13 protein-coding genes and 1 riboswitch are annotated in these 18,131 nt (G+C 60.3%); of the genes, 4 read left to right on the forward strand and 9 right to left on the reverse strand.

The window, feature by feature from the left end; all coding sequences use genetic code 11:
* The first annotated feature begins 4 nt into the window (after nt 1-4).
* Entirely contained in the window at nt 5-2,116 is a 2,112-nt protein-coding gene (locus tag HMPREF3039_RS10390) for a ComEC/Rec2 family competence protein (RefSeq protein WP_067570528.1), read from the forward strand.
* Here HMPREF3039_RS10390 and miaB read toward each other — a convergent pair.
* From miaB to HMPREF3039_RS14190, 5 genes are all read right to left on the reverse strand, one after another.
* Entirely contained in the window at nt 2,079-3,455 is a 1,377-nt protein-coding gene (gene miaB, locus HMPREF3039_RS10395; protein ID WP_067570526.1) for a tRNA (N6-isopentenyl adenosine(37)-C2)-methylthiotransferase MiaB, read from the reverse strand. The two genes, HMPREF3039_RS10390 and miaB, sit on opposite strands and share 38 nt — an antisense overlap.
* A gap of 7 nt (nt 3,456-3,462) precedes the next feature.
* Nucleotides 3,463-4,686 (reverse strand): class I SAM-dependent RNA methyltransferase, encoded by a 1,224-nt coding sequence (locus HMPREF3039_RS10400; protein WP_067570524.1) that lies wholly within the window; start codon nt 4,684-4,686, stop codon nt 3,463-3,465.
* 16 nt (nt 4,687-4,702) lie between these two features.
* Nucleotides 4,703-5,026, reverse strand: coding sequence for a hypothetical protein (locus tag HMPREF3039_RS10405; protein WP_067570522.1), 324 nt, complete (start codon nt 5,024-5,026; stop codon nt 4,703-4,705).
* A gap of 115 nt (nt 5,027-5,141) precedes the next feature.
* Nucleotides 5,142-6,071 carry a DUF3750 domain-containing protein gene (locus tag HMPREF3039_RS10410; RefSeq protein ID WP_067570520.1) on the reverse strand — a complete coding sequence of 310 codons (930 nt, stop codon included), beginning with the start codon at nt 6,069-6,071 and terminating at the stop codon, nt 5,142-5,144.
* Nucleotides 6,072-6,262: 191 nt separating this feature from the next.
* Nucleotides 6,263-7,729 (reverse strand): hypothetical protein, encoded by a 1,467-nt coding sequence (locus HMPREF3039_RS14190; protein ID WP_167506795.1) that lies wholly within the window; start codon nt 7,727-7,729, stop codon nt 6,263-6,265.
* Nucleotides 7,730-7,882: 153 nt separating this feature from the next.
* Here HMPREF3039_RS14190 and HMPREF3039_RS14195 point away from each other — a divergent pair, with 153 nt between their 5' ends.
* Both HMPREF3039_RS14195 and HMPREF3039_RS10425 read left to right on the forward strand, forming a co-directional pair.
* Nucleotides 7,883-8,155 (forward strand): HU family DNA-binding protein, encoded by a 273-nt coding sequence (locus HMPREF3039_RS14195; RefSeq protein WP_067570516.1) that lies wholly within the window; start codon nt 7,883-7,885, stop codon nt 8,153-8,155.
* Nucleotides 8,156-8,281: 126 nt separating this feature from the next.
* Nucleotides 8,282-10,414 (forward strand): alpha-galactosidase, encoded by a 2,133-nt coding sequence (locus HMPREF3039_RS10425; protein ID WP_067570514.1) that lies wholly within the window; start codon nt 8,282-8,284, stop codon nt 10,412-10,414.
* A 70-nt stretch (nt 10,415-10,484) separates the two neighbouring features.
* On the opposite strand, the gene HMPREF3039_RS10430 is transcribed toward HMPREF3039_RS10425, so the two are convergent.
* The 4 genes from HMPREF3039_RS10430 to HMPREF3039_RS10445 are packed head-to-tail and all read right to left on the reverse strand — an operon-like array spanning nt 10,485 to nt 15,193.
* A complete protein-coding gene (locus HMPREF3039_RS10430; RefSeq protein ID WP_067570512.1) occupies nt 10,485-12,098 on the reverse strand; it encodes an aspartate:alanine exchanger family transporter in 1,614 nt (537 codons plus the stop codon).
* 11 nt (nt 12,099-12,109) lie between these two features.
* Complete coding sequence (locus tag HMPREF3039_RS10435) at nt 12,110-12,826, reverse strand: anaerobic ribonucleoside-triphosphate reductase activating protein (RefSeq protein WP_067570510.1); 717 nt, start codon at nt 12,824-12,826, stop codon at nt 12,110-12,112.
* Between the two features lie 26 nt (nt 12,827-12,852).
* A complete protein-coding gene (nrdD, locus tag HMPREF3039_RS10440) occupies nt 12,853-13,047 on the reverse strand; it encodes an anaerobic ribonucleoside-triphosphate reductase (protein WP_067570508.1) in 195 nt (64 codons plus the stop codon).
* A 49-nt stretch (nt 13,048-13,096) separates the two neighbouring features.
* Nucleotides 13,097-15,193 (reverse strand): ribonucleoside triphosphate reductase, encoded by a 2,097-nt coding sequence (locus tag HMPREF3039_RS10445; RefSeq protein WP_067570506.1) that lies wholly within the window; start codon nt 15,191-15,193, stop codon nt 13,097-13,099.
* Nucleotides 15,194-15,343: 150 nt separating this feature from the next.
* Nucleotides 15,344-15,528: riboswitch (cobalamin riboswitch) on the reverse strand.
* Between the two features lie 364 nt (nt 15,529-15,892).
* On the opposite strand from HMPREF3039_RS10445, the gene HMPREF3039_RS10450 reads away from it, so the two are divergent.
* Nucleotides 15,893-18,130: a glycoside hydrolase family 88 protein gene (locus HMPREF3039_RS10450; RefSeq protein ID WP_197483310.1), complete on the forward strand. Its 2,238-nt coding sequence runs from the start codon at nt 15,893-15,895 to the stop codon at nt 18,128-18,130.
* Nucleotide 18,131 lies beyond the last annotated feature (1 nt).

Here is an 18,131-nt window from a genome sequence, read left to right on the forward strand (position 1 = left end):
CCCCATGGAGAAGGAGCGGCACCTGCTGCGGCCTTGGCCGGAACGGATGATGGCTTCCGCTCCGCTGCTGGCTCCTGCGCTGGCCATGCTGTGCGCCTGTGCGGCCGTGGACGTGTCCCCGTGGTTCTGGGCGTGCTGCGCCTGCTGGGTTTTGCTGCCCTGCCTGTTCCGGATGCCCGCCATGAGCCTGCTGGCTCTCGCGTTGGCGGTCTGGGCCGGCGGCTGTCTGCTGGATTACGGGCGGCAATATCGGAATCTGGCTGTGGAAGAGGGTGGGAGATTTGAGGCGGAAGGTTCCGTTGATACCGTTTCCGGGCGTTCCGTCCTGTTCAGGCCGCACGGGGCCAGGTGGCTTTATACGGTTTCTTCCCGTGAAGGGGAGCTTCCTCTGGAACCGGGAAAGCGGTACCGGATTGAGGGAGAGATTTATTCCCTGAAACCTCCCTGCGGGCCCGGCCTGTTTGACCGGGAACGGTGGGGCTATCTGCACCGGGTAGCGGCCGGAGTCAGGCTGGAAAGATTTTCCGAGCTGGGGGCGGGAGACTGGCGCAGCCGATTTCTGGAAGCTTCCCTGCATCTCCGTGAAAAGGCGGCAGGCCTGCTGAAACAGGGCGCGCCGCCGGACGACGAGGCCCGGCAGGTCATGGTTTCCGCCGTGCTGGGCGACAAGACGGACGCCCGGCCGGAGACCATGGCCAGCTTCATGAGGAGCGGCTGCATGCATGTATTCGCCGTCAGCGGCATGCATGTGGGGCTGGCCGCCATGCTGATTCTGGGCCTGCTGAGGCTGTTGCTCATCCGTCCCCCCGTGGCGCGGCTGGCCTGCATCCCCCTGCTGGCCCTGTATGTGTTTGTCACGGGAATGTCCGTTTCAGCCCTGCGCGCCCTGATCATGGCGGTGGTCTGGCTGCTGGCCTCCGTCCTGCGCAGGAAGGGGCATCCCGCCAACATTCTGGCTCTGGCGTTTATCGTGCTGTGCTTCGTGGACCCGCTTCAGGTTTTCCAGCCGGGGTTCCAGCTTTCTTTCTGCGTGTTTGCCGTGATTGTGTGCATCGTAGCATACATAAACCGGGAAAAGCCCCTGTGGGCGCCGGACCCGTTCATTCCTACCCGGATTTACAACGCACGGGAAAGGGGACTGGTATGGCTGGAACAAGCGTGCCGCGGAACCCTGCTTGTGTCCGTGGGAGCATGGCTGATGTCCATCCCGCTGACGGCGTGGCATTTCGGCACCTGGAACCTGTATGCGCCCCTCACCAACATGTGCCTGGCGTTGCTGGTTCCCTTCCTGATGGGTATTTCCCTGTTCGGGCTGATGTTTGCGTGGTGTCCCTGGGCATTGTCCGTCTGCAATGCCGCAGCGGCCTGGCTGGCCGGGTGCATGCTGGGCATTACCCAGCTTGCGGCCGACCTGCCGTGCAGCTATCTTCCCGCCCGGCTTCCTGCTGCGGAAAACGGAGCCCTGGTGATTCCCATGCAGAAAAACGCCTGGTCCGTCGTCATTTCCAATCCGGCTTTGGTGGTGGATACCGGTACGGAGAATACAGTTCGCTACACTCTTCTTCCCATATTGAAATCCCTTCATATACGGCCTTCCGGCGTGGCGATGGCCAGGAGCGGCAGGGCGGAACGGGCCGGGATGGGAGTCTTGCTGAAGGAGTATCCCGGCATCCGGAACTGGGGTCGCACGGGGGCGGAGCATTCTGTGGAGGAGTGGATATTGGGCTCCGGCAACAGGGTGGAGAGGGCGGACTTGCCGGAGCCGCTGCCTACGGGGGTGCATCAGGACCGGAGCCCGGTGCTGACGTGGACGTACCGGGGACGCCGCGTGCTGCTGGTCGGGAATGCCGGGTTTTCCTCCCTGGCGCGGGCGGAGGAAACGGAAAAGGCGGATGTCCTGATTATCGGGCATCATCCGCGCGACCCGGTCAGCAGCGCTGCATGGATCAGGGAAACCGGAGCCCAGGCAGTCATTTTCACGACGGAATGGGGATGCCCCGTGCCGGAAGGCGTGACCGTGTACCGGCTGCCGGAAACCGGAACCCTGTACCTGAAGACGGAAGAGAACGGCGTAACCGTTACTCCCTGGAAGGGCACGGAACGCCGTACAAGGTGAATCCGGTGCTTTCCTCAATCCGGATGGGCAGGATTTGTCCCGTCAGGCCGGGCTCCGCATCCACCATCACGGGCTTGTTCTGGGAGGTGCGGCCGGAGAGGCGCGCGGCGTTGGTCTTGGAAGGCCCTTCCAGCAGGACTTCCTGAACCGTGCCGATGAGTTCACGGTTTTTCCGGACGGCGATTTCATTGACGACGGCCAGCAGGTCCTGGTTGCGCGCCTCCTTCACTTCTTCCGGAATCTGGTTCTCCATGGCGGCGGCAGGCGTGCCGCGGCGCGGGGAATAGCGGAAGATGAACGCGTTGTCGAACTGGACCTGTTCCACGGCCTGTCTGGTCAGCAGGTAGTCTTCCTCTGTTTCTCCCGGAAAACCCACGATGATGTCCGTGGTGATGGACAGGTCCGGACGGGCCCGCTTCATTTGCGCGCAAAGATCCAGGAAGGTTTCGTTCCTGTACGGTCTGCGCATCATTTTCAGGATGCGGTCGCTGCCGCTCTGCATCGGGAAATGGATATGGCTACACAGCTTGGGAAGGTAGGTGAACGCCTGCACCAGGTCCTGCCGGAAGCCGATGGGATGGGGGGAAACGAAGCGGATGCGCCGCAGGCCCTCCACTTCATGGACGGCTTCCAGCAACTGGACGAAGCCGCCTTTTCCATCCACGCTGTCCATCTGGCGTCCGTACCGGTTGACGATCTGGCCCAGCAGGGTGACTTCCTTCACGCTGGAGTCCACCAGCATCGCCACTTCGTCCACGATGTCCCGGATGGGGCGGCTCCGCTCCGTTCCGCGCGTGTAGGGCACGATGCAGTAGGCGCATTTCATTTCACACCCCTGCATGATGGAAACGTAGGCCGTGGAGCGTGCGCCCGGGTCCAGGTGATCGCGGATCTGGTTCTGGGAGTCCTCCTCTTCCGCCACGTCGCATACATGGCTGCCGGAGAAGGCGCTACGGAGGTTGTCCATGCGGCATTCCTGCCGCTGCCGGAGAATGCCGTCCACATGTTCGAACACGCGGTGGTATTTCTGGGTGCCGATCACCAGGTCCAGGCGGGGAAGCTCCTTGAACAGTTCATCCTTCCGGCTCTGGGCCATGCAGCCCATCATGCCGTACACCACGTGGGGGCGGTGCCGCTGCTGCTTGGCGAGCAGCCCCATCTTGCCCAGGGCTTTCTGCTCCGCTTGTTCACGGATGGAGCAGGAGTTGAACAGGATCACGTCCGCCTCGTCCTCGCGATCCGTCATGGTGTACCCCTTCTGGACGAACATGCGGGCCACCTGTTCGGAGTCCCGTTCGTTCATCTGGCAGCCGTAGGTTTTGATGTAAAGTTTGGGCATGGAAAGATCAGTTTTTCTTTTTCAGGGTGACCACGCATTCCAGATGCTTGGTCTGGGGGAACAGATCAAAGGGCTGGACGGCGGTGACGGCGTAGCCGGCCTTGTCAAATTCCGCCAGGTCCCGTATCTGGGTGGCGGGGTTGCAGGAGACATACACGACCTTTCCAGGGCCGAAAGCGAACAGCTGGGTCAGGAATTCCATGCTGCACCCCTTCCGCGGCGGGTCGATCACCACGGCAGTTTTTTCCGACGGAAAATCCACCTGGGCGAAAATGGCTCCGGCGTCGGCCGCCAGGAATTCCGCGTGGCTGATTCCGTTGCTGCGGGCATTGCTGCGCGCCCAGTCTGCGGAAGTCTCGCTGACTTCCACGCCGAGCACTTTTTTGAATTTTTCCGCCAGGCTCAGGGCGAACAGGCCGGAACCGCAGTAGGCGTCCACCAGGAATTCCTCGCCGTCCATGCTGGCCTGCCGGGCCACGTAGTCCGTGAACAGGGGCAGGATGAACGGATTGTTCTGGAAGAAATCTCCGGCCAGGAAGTGGAATTCCAGAGTGCCCACCTTTTCACAGGCCACGGCGTTGTTGTTGGTGATGACGCCGCCTTCCGAAGCCCGGAGCAGAATCGTCGCTCCGCGCTTGAAGCGGGCCGCCGCCTGATAGACGCTTTTGCGGGCCATCGGCAGGACCTCGTTGATGCATTCCATCGCAATCGGACATTGCGGCACGTCCACCACTTCCCTTCTGGAGCCGGCTTTCAGAAAGCCGATGGCGGGTTTGCCGCCTTCTTTGGGTTTGTCGAAATGGGGGGTGATCTTGGAACGGTAATGGTATTCCCGCGGGGAGGCGATGGCCGGGTTTACGGGGAGTTCCAGCCCCGCCTGCAGGCGGAGGAGGTCCGCCACCTGACGCGTTTTCCAGAAAAGCTGGCGGTCGTAGGAGAAGTGCTGGTACTGGCAGCCGCCGCAGGTGCCGAACAGGCGGCACACCGGGTCCACGCGGTCCGGACTGGGTCGGAGCACTTCCACCAGGTCTGCGGAGGAATAATTCCTGTCGTTGCGCCAGACGCGGGCTTTTACCCGGTCCCCCGGCAGGGCAAACGGGACAAACACCACCCAGCCGTCCACGCGGCCGATGCCGTCGCCCGCGTTGGACAGGGCGTCAATGTCCAGTTCAAGCTCCTGGTGGTAGGAGAAGGGTTCGGGATGGAAGCCTTTGGGAATGGTGGCGGTCATGGTTCAGGGAGGTGGATTACGGGGTGGCGGGGGTAATCAGCTTGCCGTCCAGGTCGTACAGCAGGGTATCCGGCAGTTTGGGGGTACGCAGTCCCGGGCGGAAGTCGCCGGGGAGCACGGCCGGGCCGGAGATGTCGCCTTCGTCCCCTTCTTCCGGAAGAAGGCTGGTGGTGACGGGAACAGGGGGCGGCGGGGCAGGGCGGGCGGCTGCGGCCGTCTGTTCCGGCTGCATGACCGGGGCGGCGGCAGGTTCCTGAACGGCCGTTTCCTTGTTGGAGGCGCAGGAAGCGGCACAGACCAGCCCGACAATCAGACAGGAGCGGATCAGGAGTCTTTTCATGGCGCGGATTCTTACAGCTTCATTCCCGCTTGGCAATCGAATTTCCTTTTCATTCCCTTTCTTCACCGCGTGAAAGAAGACCGTGCATGGAAAAACCTTCCGCAAGGGGGGATTTTTATATCCGGTCGCTCGTTTTTACCCGGGGATGGCGGAAATGGGGAATGCGGCGCGCCTGCCTGCGTTTCCGATGAATGCGGCGCAACAGGATGAATGCCAGAAAGGCGGAGGCCAGCAGAAGCAGGGTAATGCTCCACCAGTCCCAGGTTACGGGAGCGTCCGGAACACCCACGCGTCCGATCATGGGGAGTTTCAAGGCAGGCCGCAGGATATCGACTCCGGCGTTCAGCCCCATCAGGCTGATTTCCACGCCTTCCGCCAGTCCCAGGCTGGCTCCGGCTATTCCCCAGAAGTTGATGCGCACCCCCTTGCCGGTCTCCGTGAGGTCAACGATTCCACTGGTCGGATAGTCCTTCCCCACGGCATGGGGTGGCAGTTCCACCATCAGTTCGGGAACTTTCCGCATCAGGGCCGCAATGAAGGTATTGCTGTTGGGGCCGGGGATGATCCGGTAGGTGTCCGCATAAGGGTATTCCAGCGCCGCCCGGCGGATGGCGGGAATGGCTTTTTCTGCGGCTTTCCCGCGCAGTTCCTGAATCAGTACGGGTTCAGACCCGAACCATTTCCGGTCCGGAATGTCTGTGGCGATGGAAACGCTCGTTCCCGTGGAGGGAAGGCGGTAGCCCAGAACCTGGTAAACGGTGTAGACATCGGCATTTCTCTCCTTGACGGCCATCCATGAATGAACGGCAAAATACTTGCGCCAGCCGAAAGTGCGCGCGGCATAGACCTGGACGACGGCTTCCGGCTCTTCCGAAGGCAGCGGAGCCAGGCGGCTGCTGCTGCGGTCCGCCGTTTTCCAGTCGTCTTCGGGATGGAAGTAGATGAGGGCTCCGCATGCCAGCAAAAACAGCATGAACAGCCAGAAGAGCACGCGCCATTTGCTCCAGGGCTTGGGGTGATGGGAATATGGGTTGGAATGGCGCATGGCGGCCTCGTGTATACCTTGGATGAAATGGAATGGCAATGACAATGCAAAGGGCCTTGACGCCGAGTCTTCATTCCGTGGGAATCCCATCTTTCAAAAAATCCTTTCCGCGGATTTTGTCTTTCACCAGACGGGTTTCGGATTGGTTTTCAAAGGATAATCGGGAAGATTCCAAACGCAGGGGAGGGCCGTTAACGGAAAACCAGGCGGTACCACCAGCCCGGACTGCCGGAATAATAGGGATGCCAGCGGTGGCCGGGATGATACATGGTTCCTTTCCAGCCGTCCTGGATGCAGGCGTGTTCCGCGAGGATCAGTTTCCGGAGTTCCCTGGCCGCCCAACCGTCCGGGGCAGGGAGGTTTTTGAGATGAAGGAGCACGGGTTCCGGCGCGGAAAAGTAATAGGGCAGGTTGAACCGGGGGGCCAGCCCCAGCAGAAGGAGAATCCATATCCACAGGCGGAGGGAGGGATGGAGGGCATAGGTGCGCGCCAGAAAGGCCAGCAGGCAGGCCATGGCCGGAACGCTGCCTTTGCAGAGCAGGTCGTTGACGTCTCCGTTGACGTACAGGAAAGGGAGAAGCAGCCCGGTTGCCAGCGTGCAGAGGAAGAGGGGATTCCGCCGGAAATCGCGCCAGCAGAACAGCGCGTATGCGAGAAAGGAGGTGCCGATGAGTAGGAAATCTCCCCACCCGGTATAGAAAGGCCGCAGGCCCATCCGGGAGGACGGGGCGTTCACATGGCCGTAGTAGATCAGGAAGCAGATTCCCGGAATGGCGGCGGCAAGGACGGCAGGTACGCTCCAAACTGCCTGACCGTTGCGTCTGGCCTTCCATTCCCTGATGCCCTCGCAGACTATCAGCGGCAGGCCGCCAACGGCTGCTAGGGGCGAATAAAAGGCCATGCAGGAGAACAGCGGCAGCAGCCAGCCGGGCGGCATCCGGCTTGCCGCAAGCCAGACGAAGAAGAGGACGACGGGAATGGACGCGTTGGCGCTGCACATGATTTGTTCCGCGATTCCGAAGTAATGGAGCCGGAACAGGTCCAGCGAGAGCCAGCATTGCAGGTTCAGCAGGGAGCCGAACATGATCAGCAGAAGGGCGAAGACGGCGGAGCGGCGTCCGGAAAAAACGCAAATCCAGCACCAGGTCAGAAAGAATCCCCAGGCTCCCCACAGGGGAAGCAGGATGCGGGCGGCGTCCAGTCCGGTCAGTTTGCCCGCCAGAGCGGGGATGATCCAGAAACCGATGTTGTATATCAGTACGTCTCCGTCGGGAAAGACGACGGGCCACGGGGAGGAAACGAGTTCCTGAAGGCAGGCGTTCCTGACGATGTGGTCCGGGTGCTGGTTGACCCAGCCTCCCCATCCGGAGAAGATCATCACGACGATGAAGGCCGCCAGTACGCACAGGGATTGCCGCGTGAAAAGGGGGAAAGGCGCTTGTTCCGGCATGCCGTCCCGGGCCGGAGCGGAGGACCGCGCCCCTTTTATGATCCCCCACATGAGCAGCGCCGCCGCAGGGAGGGAGATGTACCAGTGCATCCATCCGGCCATGAACGCCAGCACGGGCAGCAGCAGCCACGCGCAGGTGTGCCGTTCCAGCAGAACCGTGTTGAAGGTTCCGTTCGGGCCGGAGTGATCTATGGAAGATGGGGGCATGTCCTGACGGACCTTAATGGCGGCGGCGCGGAGAGGCAAGGGAGAAACTTGCGGCTTTTCCACTGCCGCGAATGGGACGGTCCGGGTGGCAGGAATGGGGGTCCGCCGTCTTCGCTTTACCCGAAGAAGGCGGCATTTCATGCTGGCGGCCTTATGAACAAGACAGAATTCATTCAGGAATTGCGGCAGGAACTGGGGGGCGAAACCACTTCCCGGGAGGCGGAACAGGTGCTTGACGCCGTGCTGAACACGATTGCGCGGTCCGTGCAGCGGAAGTCGCAGGTTAAATTCCGCGGCTTCGGCACTTTCGGCATCAAGCGGCGCCAGGCCCGCGTGGTCCGGCATCCGGGCCATGGCGGCAAATTGTTCGTGCATGAATCAAGCACCATGAAATTCCGGCCTTCCGGCCATTTATGGAAAAAGTAGGCAAAACCGCCGGGCCGCCCCCTCCATTTTGCCATTGACTTCCCGTTCCGGCGCAGAGTTAATGAGGATGACAGGGGCGGCCCGGACGGCCGGTCCGGAATAGAACCATCCATCTTTTTTGCGACCATGACACCGGATTCCGTGCATTTGCTGACCCGTTCCTCCCAGATGAGCCTGTTCCGCGACGGAAAGGGCAGGGTGCGCCGCGCCTATTACGGAGCGCGCCTGCATGAACCGGAAGACGCCTTTTCAGATTCCGCCTCCGCCCCTCTCCTGTGCGCGACGCTGGCGGATTCCCTGGACGGCCTTCCGAATGCGTCCGGGGAGTACGATCTTTGCATCACCCAGGGGGACGGCTTCCTTTCCCTGTGCCTGGAATGCGAGCGGCAGGAAGTTGTACGGCTGGACGAGGACCGGGAGGAAGCCGTCTTTTATCTGAAGGATCCGGCCTATCCGGTGAGAGTGGAGGTGCATGTGCGCGCCCACAGCGAATCCGGCGTGTTCATGCAGTGGACGGTTATCCGCAATGAAGGGGAGGAAGGCATCCGGATTCACCGGGCGGCTTCCGGCCACTTGACCCTGAAAGCGGAACGGTATTTTGTGACCAGTTTCTGCGGTACCTGGGGCGGAGAATCGCTAATGAGCGAGGAAGAAGTGGCGCGGGGCCATGAACTGGTGCTGGCTTCCGGTACCGGGACCCGTGCCGCGCAGGAGGGGAGTCCCGGTTTCATCATTTCCTTGGACGGTCCGGCCCGCGAGGATTCCGGGGAAGTGATCATGGGCGCGGTGGCGTGGCCCGGCAATTACCGGATATGGTTCCGGCACAGCCCGTACCATTATTTGTATGCGGGTGCGGGAATGGATGTGGCTCCCGCTCCGTATGTGCTGGATGCCGGCGGCGTGTTTGAGACGCCTCCCGTCATCCTGGCCTGGAGCGGAGAGGGCAAGGGAGAGGCTTCCCGCAGCATGCACCGCTGGGCGCGCCGCTACGGCCTGCGCGGAGGAGATGAAGAGCGGATGACGCTGCTGAACTCCTGGGAAGGGGTGTATTTCACATTTACCGAGGAAGTGCTGCACGGCATGATGAAGCGTGCGGCGGACCTGGGGATAGAACTTTTCGTGCTGGATGACGGATGGTTCGGCAACCGGTTCCCGCGCAATGACGCCCGTGCCGGGCTGGGGGATTGGCAGGAGAACCGGGCCAAGCTTCCCCACGGGATTGACGGATTGTCGGAAAAGGCGGAGGAACTGGGAATCCGCTTCGGCATCTGGGTGGAGCCGGAAATGGTAAATCCGCAGTCGGAATTGTTCCTGAGTCATCCGGACTGGGTGATCGGCCTGCCTGGCCGGGAAAACAGGCTGGAACGCAGCCAGTATCTGCTGGATCTGAGCAATCCGGAAGTACGCGGCTACATTCTGGGCGTGATGCGTGAATTGCTGGGAAAACATCCGGGCATCGCCTACGTCAAATGGGACTGCAACCGCAAGATTTCCGATCCCGGTTCCGCATGGCTGGATGCGCGCCACCAGGGTAATCTGGCCATTGATTACGTGCGCGGCTATGAATCCGTTCTGGACGCGCTGGCGGAGGAGTTTCCCCAGGTGGTGTTCCAGGCCTGCTCCTCCGGGGGCGGCCGCGCCGATTACGGCACCATGCGGCGGCATCACGAGTTCTGGACGTCCGACAATACGGATGCCTGTGAACGCGTGTTCATGCAGTGGAGCATCGGGCACCTGTTCCCGGCCATTTCCATGGGCGCCCACGTGACGGCTTCCCCCAACCATCAGACGGGCCGCGCCGTTCCGCTGAAATTCCGTTTTGACGCGGCCATGGCGGGCCGTCTGGGTTTTGAGCTCCAGCCCTGCGACATGACGGAGGAGGATATGGCTTTTTCCAGACGCGCGCTGGCCGAATACAAGCGCATCCGCCCCGTGGTCCAGTTCGGCGACTTGTACCGCCTCTCCTCCCCTTATGAAAGCCGTGTGGCTTCCCTGATGTACGTGCGGAAGGACCGCGCCGTCGTGTTTGCGTGGCTCATGGACAAGTGGCTTGCGGACGCTCCGCCGCCCCTGCGGCTGAAGGGCCTGAAGCCCAAAGCCAGGTATATGCTCCGGGAACTGAATATGGATGAAAACGGCTCCGTCACGAACGTTCATGAACGGGTTCTGGGCGGAGATTTCCTGATGAACGCAGGCATCCGCATCCATTGGAAGAAGGCGTTCCAGTCCGTCTGCCTGGAAGTAGCTGAACAAGAGTAAAAGCGGCAAAGGGAAAGTCCGTGCGTGGAAACGCCGCGTTTCCCTGTTTTCCGCCCCGTGCCGCCGGGTTTTAAATTCCCACTACGCCGCCGATGGTCTGGATGATGACCTTCGCGATGATGGTCATCAGGATGAGGGCCACGGGATAGGCGGTAGCATAGCTGACCACAGGGGCCTGGGAATCCGTCTTGCTGGCGATGGCGCCCAGGGCCGGGGTGGAGGTCATGCCGCCGCAGATGCCGCCCAGGCATTCCAGAATGTTCATCTTGAAGACTTTCATGCCGACAAAGTAGCCGGAGAACATGCCCGCGCAGGTGACGATGATGCCCATCACAAAGACAGCCGCGCCGTGGGTGGCCACCGTGTCCACCAGGTCCGCGCCGCCCTTGATGCCCGCGTCTGCCAGGAAGAAGACCAGCCCGAGGTCTTGAAGAAGCAGGCGCGTGGGGCGCGGGATGTACCCCACAATGGGCCCCAGGCGGCCGAAGTGGCCGAGGAGCAGGGCGACGATCAGCGGACCGCCGGCAATTCCCAGCGAAATGCCCATGCCGTTGCCCAGGCTGAAGTTGACCAGCCCCAGAATGATGCCGAGAGACAGGCCGAATCCCAGGGAAAGGAGGTCCGTCTGGTTCATGTCCTGGCTGCGGTGTCCGATTTTTTCCCCGTATTTGGTGAGGTTTTCCGGCGAACCGACGACGGTGAGCACGTCGTTTCGTTCCAGCGTCGTGTCGCCCGTGGGGACAAAGGTGAACCCCAGCCGGGAGATGCGGGAGATGATGACGCCGTCCGTACGGAGGGTTTTCAGCTCGCGGAGCTTGCGTCCGGCATAGTCCTTGTTGGTCAGGATCAGCTTGCGGCGTTCCTTCTGGGAGTCCATGGGGTAGGGATTTTCACAGGCTTCCCCCAGGAACGCGATGTCGTGCGGCATGGTGTCGCTGTTGCCCACGATGAGGACTTCCGTCCCTTCCCGGAAGGTGTCTTCCGGCGTCAGGGGCATCAGCCTGCCGTCGCGCACCACGCGGGTCATCATGCAGTGCAGGCCGTCCAGCAGCTTGCAGTCCGCAATATTCTGGCCGAGCAGGTTGGGCTGGTTGACGCGGACCAGGCGGGAAATGATGCTGGCTTCCTGCTTGGCGTGCATGGCCCTGGCCTCCTTGTGCAGGTCAAAGTGCAGCAGGCGCGGCAAGAGCTGGACGAACAGAACCACGCCCACGACCCCGAACGGATAGGCGATGCCGTAGCCGATGCTGACGCCGCTGCCGGAAGCCCCGGGCAGGCTTTCCGTGGCGGCCGCAAGCGCCGGGGTGCTGGTGCAGGCCCCCGCAAAGATGCCGGAGGAAATACCCGCCGGCACATTGAACCAAATGCCGCACAGGCAGGTGAACAGGGCGGAAACGCCCACAATTACGGCGGACATCACGGCCAGTTTGCTGCCCTGCTTGGCGATGGCGGAAAAGAAGCGGTTGCCTGCGCTCAGCCCCACGCAGTACACGAAGAGCGCCAGGCCAAGCTGCCCTACTCCATTGGGAATGGCCAGCCGGTAGTGGCCGGCGGCAAGCGCCACGAAGAGCACGCCGGAAAGGCCGAGGTTGAGGCCGTATATTTTAATGCTGCCAAGGGCGATGCCAAAGAAGATGATTCCGAAAAGGACCAGGGTGTTGTGGTTGAGCAGGATGTCGAACATGTGGGGCGGTATCAGTTTCTTCCGTTGCCGAGGTCGAAATTGCGGAATTGGACGGGGAGGGAGGATGAATCCACCCTGCTCCGGTCAAACGGGCGGTCCGGCGTGGGGAGAGAGTTGAGCGTTTGTGTGGTCTGGTAAAAATTTTGCACGAAGTAGTTGCCTTCATAACCCCGCTTTGTCAAGTCGCGTATGATGGTGTTGACGTGATCTTCCGTCAACAGGTCCGGGTGCACGGTCGTTCTGACTTCGAAAGGGATTTTTGAGGCAATCAGATAGTCCAGCGTTCTGGAAAAGAACGGAAACAGGCCGGGCCTTCCCGTGACGGCGCCGTACTGTTCGGTGGGGGCCTTGTAGTCCAGGGCAATGTAGTCGCAAAGCCCTTCTTCCACCAGGGACTTCACGACGGAAGGCCGCGTTCCGTTGGTGTCTATCTTGATGGCGAAGCCGAGCTGCCGGATTTCACGGCAGATGGGAATAAGGTCGGGACACAGCGTGCATTCGCCTCCGGACAAGACCACTCCGTCCAGAAATCCCACCCGATCTCTGAGGAAGTTGAGGTAGTCCGTTCGTCCGCCGGTTCCGGGGACCGCATTTTTGACCAGGGAGACGTTGTAACAGTACTGACAAAACAAATTACAGCCTCCCAGCCAGAAGATGCAGGCCACCTTGTTTGGAAAGTCCAGCAAGGTGAGCGGCGTGATGTCCGCTATGCCCCGACCCGTTCCCATTGACTTCGCATATGTTATTGGGAAAATCAGCGAGGCTGTTCCGTGCGGGGGGAACAGTTGCAGGGAGCGCCCGGTTCCACGAAGTGGACGCGGTCGTGGAATTCGCCCTGCTTGCCGGCATTGAAGGTTTCCACGGGGCGGTGGTAGCCCATGACGCGCGTGTACACGGTGCAGCGGGTGCGGTCCTGGGCGTATTTGCTTAGTATTTCCTGTTTGGTCATTGTCGTTTCGATGATTGGGTTGAAATGAGGCGGCTGGTTGAAAAGGGAGTTATTCGTGCCTGTGGATGTGGAGCAGTTCCTCGTCGCAGAAGGGGCAGTACTGGTGCTCTCCGCGCAGGTAGCCGTGTTTCTCACAGACGGAGAAGAGCGGGGTGACGGTCAGGTACGGCATACGGAAGCGGGTCAGCACCTTGCGGACGATGTTCCGGCAGGCTTCCGGGGAGCTGATGGCTTCATTCATGTACATGTGGAAGACGGTGCCCCCTGTATAGCAGCACTGGAGTTCGTCCTGGAGCTGGAGGGCCCGGAACAGGTCGCTCGTGTGGTCCACGGGGAGCTGGGAACTGTTGGTGTAGTAGCGCTGGCTTACAGGGCCGGCCTGGATGATGTCCGGGTAGCGTTTCTGGTCTTCCCGGGCGAAGCGGTGCGTGGTGCCTTCCGCGGGAGTGGCTTCCAGGTTGTACAGGTTGCCCGTTTCCTCCTGGTATTCCTGCATGCGGAGGCGGATGAATTCCAGGATTTCTTCCGCGAACTTCCTGCCTTCCTCCGTGGTGATGTCCATGGAATCGTTGGAGAAGTTGCGCAGCAGCTCGTTCATGCCATTGACGCCGATGGTGGAAAAGTGGTTGCGGAAGGTGGGCAGGTAGCGCCTGGTGTAGGGGTACAGGCCGCGGTCATACATTTCCTGGACGAAAGCGCGCTTTTTTTCCAGACAGGATTTGGCCAGGTCCAGCAGTTCCCCCAGCCGTGCGAACAGGGCTTCCCGGTTTTGTTTGAAGAGGTAGCCCAGGCGCGCCAGGTTGATGGTCACCACGCCGATGGAGCCGGTCATTTCCGCGGAGCCGAACAGCCCGCCGCCGCGCTTGAGCAGTTCCCGAAGGTCCAGTTGGAGGCGGCAGCACATGGAACGCACGGCGTCCGGCTTGTAGGCCCGTTCGTCAGGCACGCGTTCCCCGTTTTCATTGACGGTGTATTGGCTGCCGATGAAGTTCTGGAAGTAGGAGGAGCCTATTTTGGCGGCGTTTTCAAACAGGAGCGGGACGTTTTCCCCTTCCCAGTCGAAGTCTTCCGTGATGTTGACGGTGGGAATGGGGAAGGTGAAGGGCTGTCCCGTGCTGTCACCTTCCGTGAGCACTTCATAGAAAGCCTTGTTGATCAGGTTCATTTCCTTCTGGAAGTGCTTGTAGGTCAATTCCGTCAGGCTGTTCACCCCGCGTTCCTTGGCCAGGAAGAGCAGGGCGGGGTCTTCCACTCCTTCAAACAGGTGCTCTCCTCCGCTGAAGGGGGGCTGGTCCTGAAGGTCGCGCGGGACGGTCCAGTCGATCGTCACATTGGTGAAGGGGGACTGCCCCCAGCGGGAGGGAACGTTCAGGTTGTACACAAAGCTGCGGATGTCCTTCTTGACGCGTGTGAAGTCCGCCTGGTCCTTGAAAACGTAAGGGGCCAGGAAAGTATCAAAGGAACTGAACGCCTGGGCTCCGGCCCATTCACTCTGCAGAATGCCTAGGAAGTTGGCCATCTGGCCCAGGGCTTCCCGGAAGTGGCGGGGCGGCCGGCTGTTCACGCGGCTGCGCACGCCGTTGAACCCTTCATTTAGAAGGTTGCGCAGGCTCCAGCCCGCGCAGTAGCCCGTCAGGCAGTCCAGGTCGTGAATGTGGTAGTCCCCTTCCCGGTGGGCGGCGCCTTCCCGTGCGGAATAGACCTGGTCCAGCCAGTAGTTGGCGATCACCTTGCCGGCGGTGTTGTTGATCAGCCCGGCATTGGAGTACGTGGTGTTGGAGTTGGCGGCGATGCGCCAGTCGCTCTGGCCGATGTATTCCTCCACCGTCAGCTTGCAGTCCACATACGTATTGCCGGAATACAGGCCCGCGATCTGTTCGCGCTGCATCTTGTGGAGGAAGCGGTAGGTGATGAAAGCCTTGGCGGTTTCAAAGTATCCGCAGCGGAACAGAGCCCGTTCAATCAGGTCCTGGATTTCCTCTACGGTTGCGTTGTCCTGGTGGCCCAGCTTGGCCTCCACCTCTTCATAAATGGCGCGGTTGTAAACGGTGCCGGAACTGTGGAATGCCTTTTTAATGGCTTCCTCGATCTTGTAGCCCTGGTATGGTTCCTTCTTTCCGGAACGTTTGATGATGCTTGTCGCCATGGTGGATGTCTCGCTTGAAAGGATGATGACCGCTCATCCGCGAGCCTGGCACAAGCCTGGAAAATCATAAGCAGGGGAAGCCGCGTGCAACTCGTCCGAAAAACGGTACACGAGGGAACCTGTGCGTATGTTCATCCTGTCCGCGGGATGGGAGATACGGCAGCATCAGGTCGTCTTCTGGCTCCCGGTGCGACATGTGATGGGGACTTCCCGATTGCCTGGCAATCAGTGTCCGGTCCATCGTCTACCGGTTACAGCGGCGCGTCCGCGACGGATTTTCACCGTCTTCCGTTACCTGCGCTGGACTGCAATGAACCATAGAATATATGGGTCTGCAAGGAAAATGTGCAAATGATGTATTAAATATTTACCATCATACAATATATTGTACCATTCCTGAGAGGGATGATTGAAAATGAGGCATCCGCCTGCATCATGGTACCATATGTGCCCGGAAGGGCTGCCTGGATACCAGCAAGAGAAAATGGATGAAAAATTAAGGGTTTTCCGTTTTACTCCTGTATTGTTTGATTCGGCCGGGTTATATATCAGATGATGGAACGGTGGCATCAGAATTCCGCGTTGATCATTCAAACACCGTCCTTGAAGGGAAAAAGCGATGCCGCGGGATTTTTTTATATCATTCCGAAAAATGATTAATGAAGAAATTTTATAACTGGTTTTTTTGTATATATGAATATGCAACGATTTACTCTCTCATTCAACATGCTGCAACAAAGTTCCCTGGTCCTGTTTCTGTCCTTTTTATCCGTATTCGGAGTTGCTTCCGGCGCTTCTGCGGACTGGAAGGAGAAAACCATCAGGGAAAATCTTGAACTTGTAGCTTCGTGGCAGATAGCCCATCCCGTCAAGCGTTCCCCTCTGCATTGGACCTACGGGGCGTTTTATTCCGGCCTGGTGCAGTATGCCCTGGCCCATCCGCAGAGCATGAAGCTTCAGGCCGTGAGGACGGTCGGGGAAGGCAGCCAATGGGGCGTTCTGAAACGGCCCTACCATGCGGATGACCATGTGATCGGCCATGCCTGGATGGAGATGGCCATGGAAGATGGAAACCCCGCCGCCGCCGAAAAAATCCGTGCCGTTCTGGACAAGGTGATGGCCCGGCCCTCTTCCGCCTCCCTTAAATTCCAGACGCCCGGATGCCAGAACCGCTGGTGCTGGTCGGACGCCCTGTTCATGGCGCCCCCCGTATTCGCGAAGCTGGCGGCCTATACCGGAGACCGCCGGTATCTGGAATTCATGGACCGGGAATACAAGGCCGCATACGATTATTTGTTTGATAAGAAGGAGGGCCTGTTTTACCGGGATTCCCGCTACTTCACCATTCCGGCGGCCAACGGAAAGAAGATGTTCTGGAGCCGCGGGAACGGCTGGGTGATTGCCGGGCTGCCGATGATTCTGCAGGACATGCCGCGGGACTGGCCCACGCGGCCCTTTTACGTGAACCTGCTCAAGCGCATGGCGGCGACATTGAAAAAATGCCAGTCTCCCGACGGTTCCTGGCACGCCAGCCTGATGGACCCCGCCGAACCGCCCCTGAAGGAAATGAGCGGAACCCTCTTCATCATGTACGGCATGATGTGGGGCGTGAACCAGGGCTACCTGGACGAAAAGGAATACCTGCCCGTCATCCGGAAGGCATGGCAGGCGGCCTGCGACGCCGTGAACGCGGAGGGAGCGCTGGGTTGGGTGCAGCCGATCGCGGACAAACCGGGGCATTATTCCGGAAATGATACGGAGGTGTACGGTTCCGGAGCCTACCTTCTGGCCGGCTGTGAATTGCGTAAATGGGTGATTCGTCAAGATCATCCGCGGCGGAAGACCGTTTCCGTCGCCAACCCCTTGAATGTTTTCCGGCCCCGGGAAACGGTGTCCGTTCCGTGGAATCCCGGAAAAGGGCGGGATTCTTCCCGGCTGCGCGTGTTTGACGTGCGCAACGGCTGCGTGATTGTCCACCAGCTGGCGGATACCGATGGGGACGGCAGGATGGACACCCTGCTGTTCCAGAGCAATTTCCGCGCGGGAGCGTCCCGCGATTTCTGGATTCTGGAGAATTCCTCCCTGGATGCCGCTTCTGCGGAAGAGGTGTGCTTCAGTCGTCATGTGCCGGAGCGGCTGGACGATTTTGCGTGGGAAAACGACCGTACGGCCCACCGTATTTACGGTCCGGCAGTTTCCAGGCCTGCGCCGGAGGGGGAGGGGCTTGTTTCCAGCGGGACGGACGTATGGAGCAAGAAGACAGGGGTGCCCGTGATCAATGAATTTTACAAGAGGGGAGATTATCACCGTGACCACGGCAACGGACTGGACACGTACAATGTGGGACCCGGACGCGGATGCGGCGGCATTGCTGTGTTCAGAGACGGGAAAGCCCATGTTTCCGGCAACTGGGCCAGGGTGCGGACCCTGTACAACGGACCTGTTCAGACCGCCTTTGAAGTAAGTTACGCGCCGTGGAACGTGGGAGGAGGAATGAAGGCTGCCGAGACCAGGAAGGTGACTCTGGATGCCGGAAGCTATTTCACAAGGGTAAGAAGTTCCGTGACCCTGAACGGGGGCAATTCTTCGGAAATCCGAGTCGGTGCTGGCATGGATACCGGGAAGAAAAGGAACAGTTATGAAGTTGTCACAGCGGACCGTGAAGCTGGAATCGTGGCCGCATGGAGCAGGCCCAAGGGGGATAACGGCTGTTTCGGAACCGCCGTTATGGTGCCGTGGGCGCCGGATGGCGCCGCGAAGGATGGAGAGGGATGCTCCTATTGGACCCGCTCCATGAAGAGCGGGAATTCCTTTGACTGGTACATGGGGGCGGTATGGAGCAAGGCTTCTCCCGTCAAGTCCGCTGAACAATGGGAAAAAGAGGTGCGCCGCGTCCGCGATTGCATCCGGACTCCGCTCCGGGTCAAAGTGCGTTGAG

Origin of the sequence: Akkermansia sp. KLE1798 (assembly GCF_001580195.1) — a bacterium.
GTDB lineage: Bacteria > Verrucomicrobiota > Verrucomicrobiia > Verrucomicrobiales > Akkermansiaceae > Akkermansia > Akkermansia biwaensis.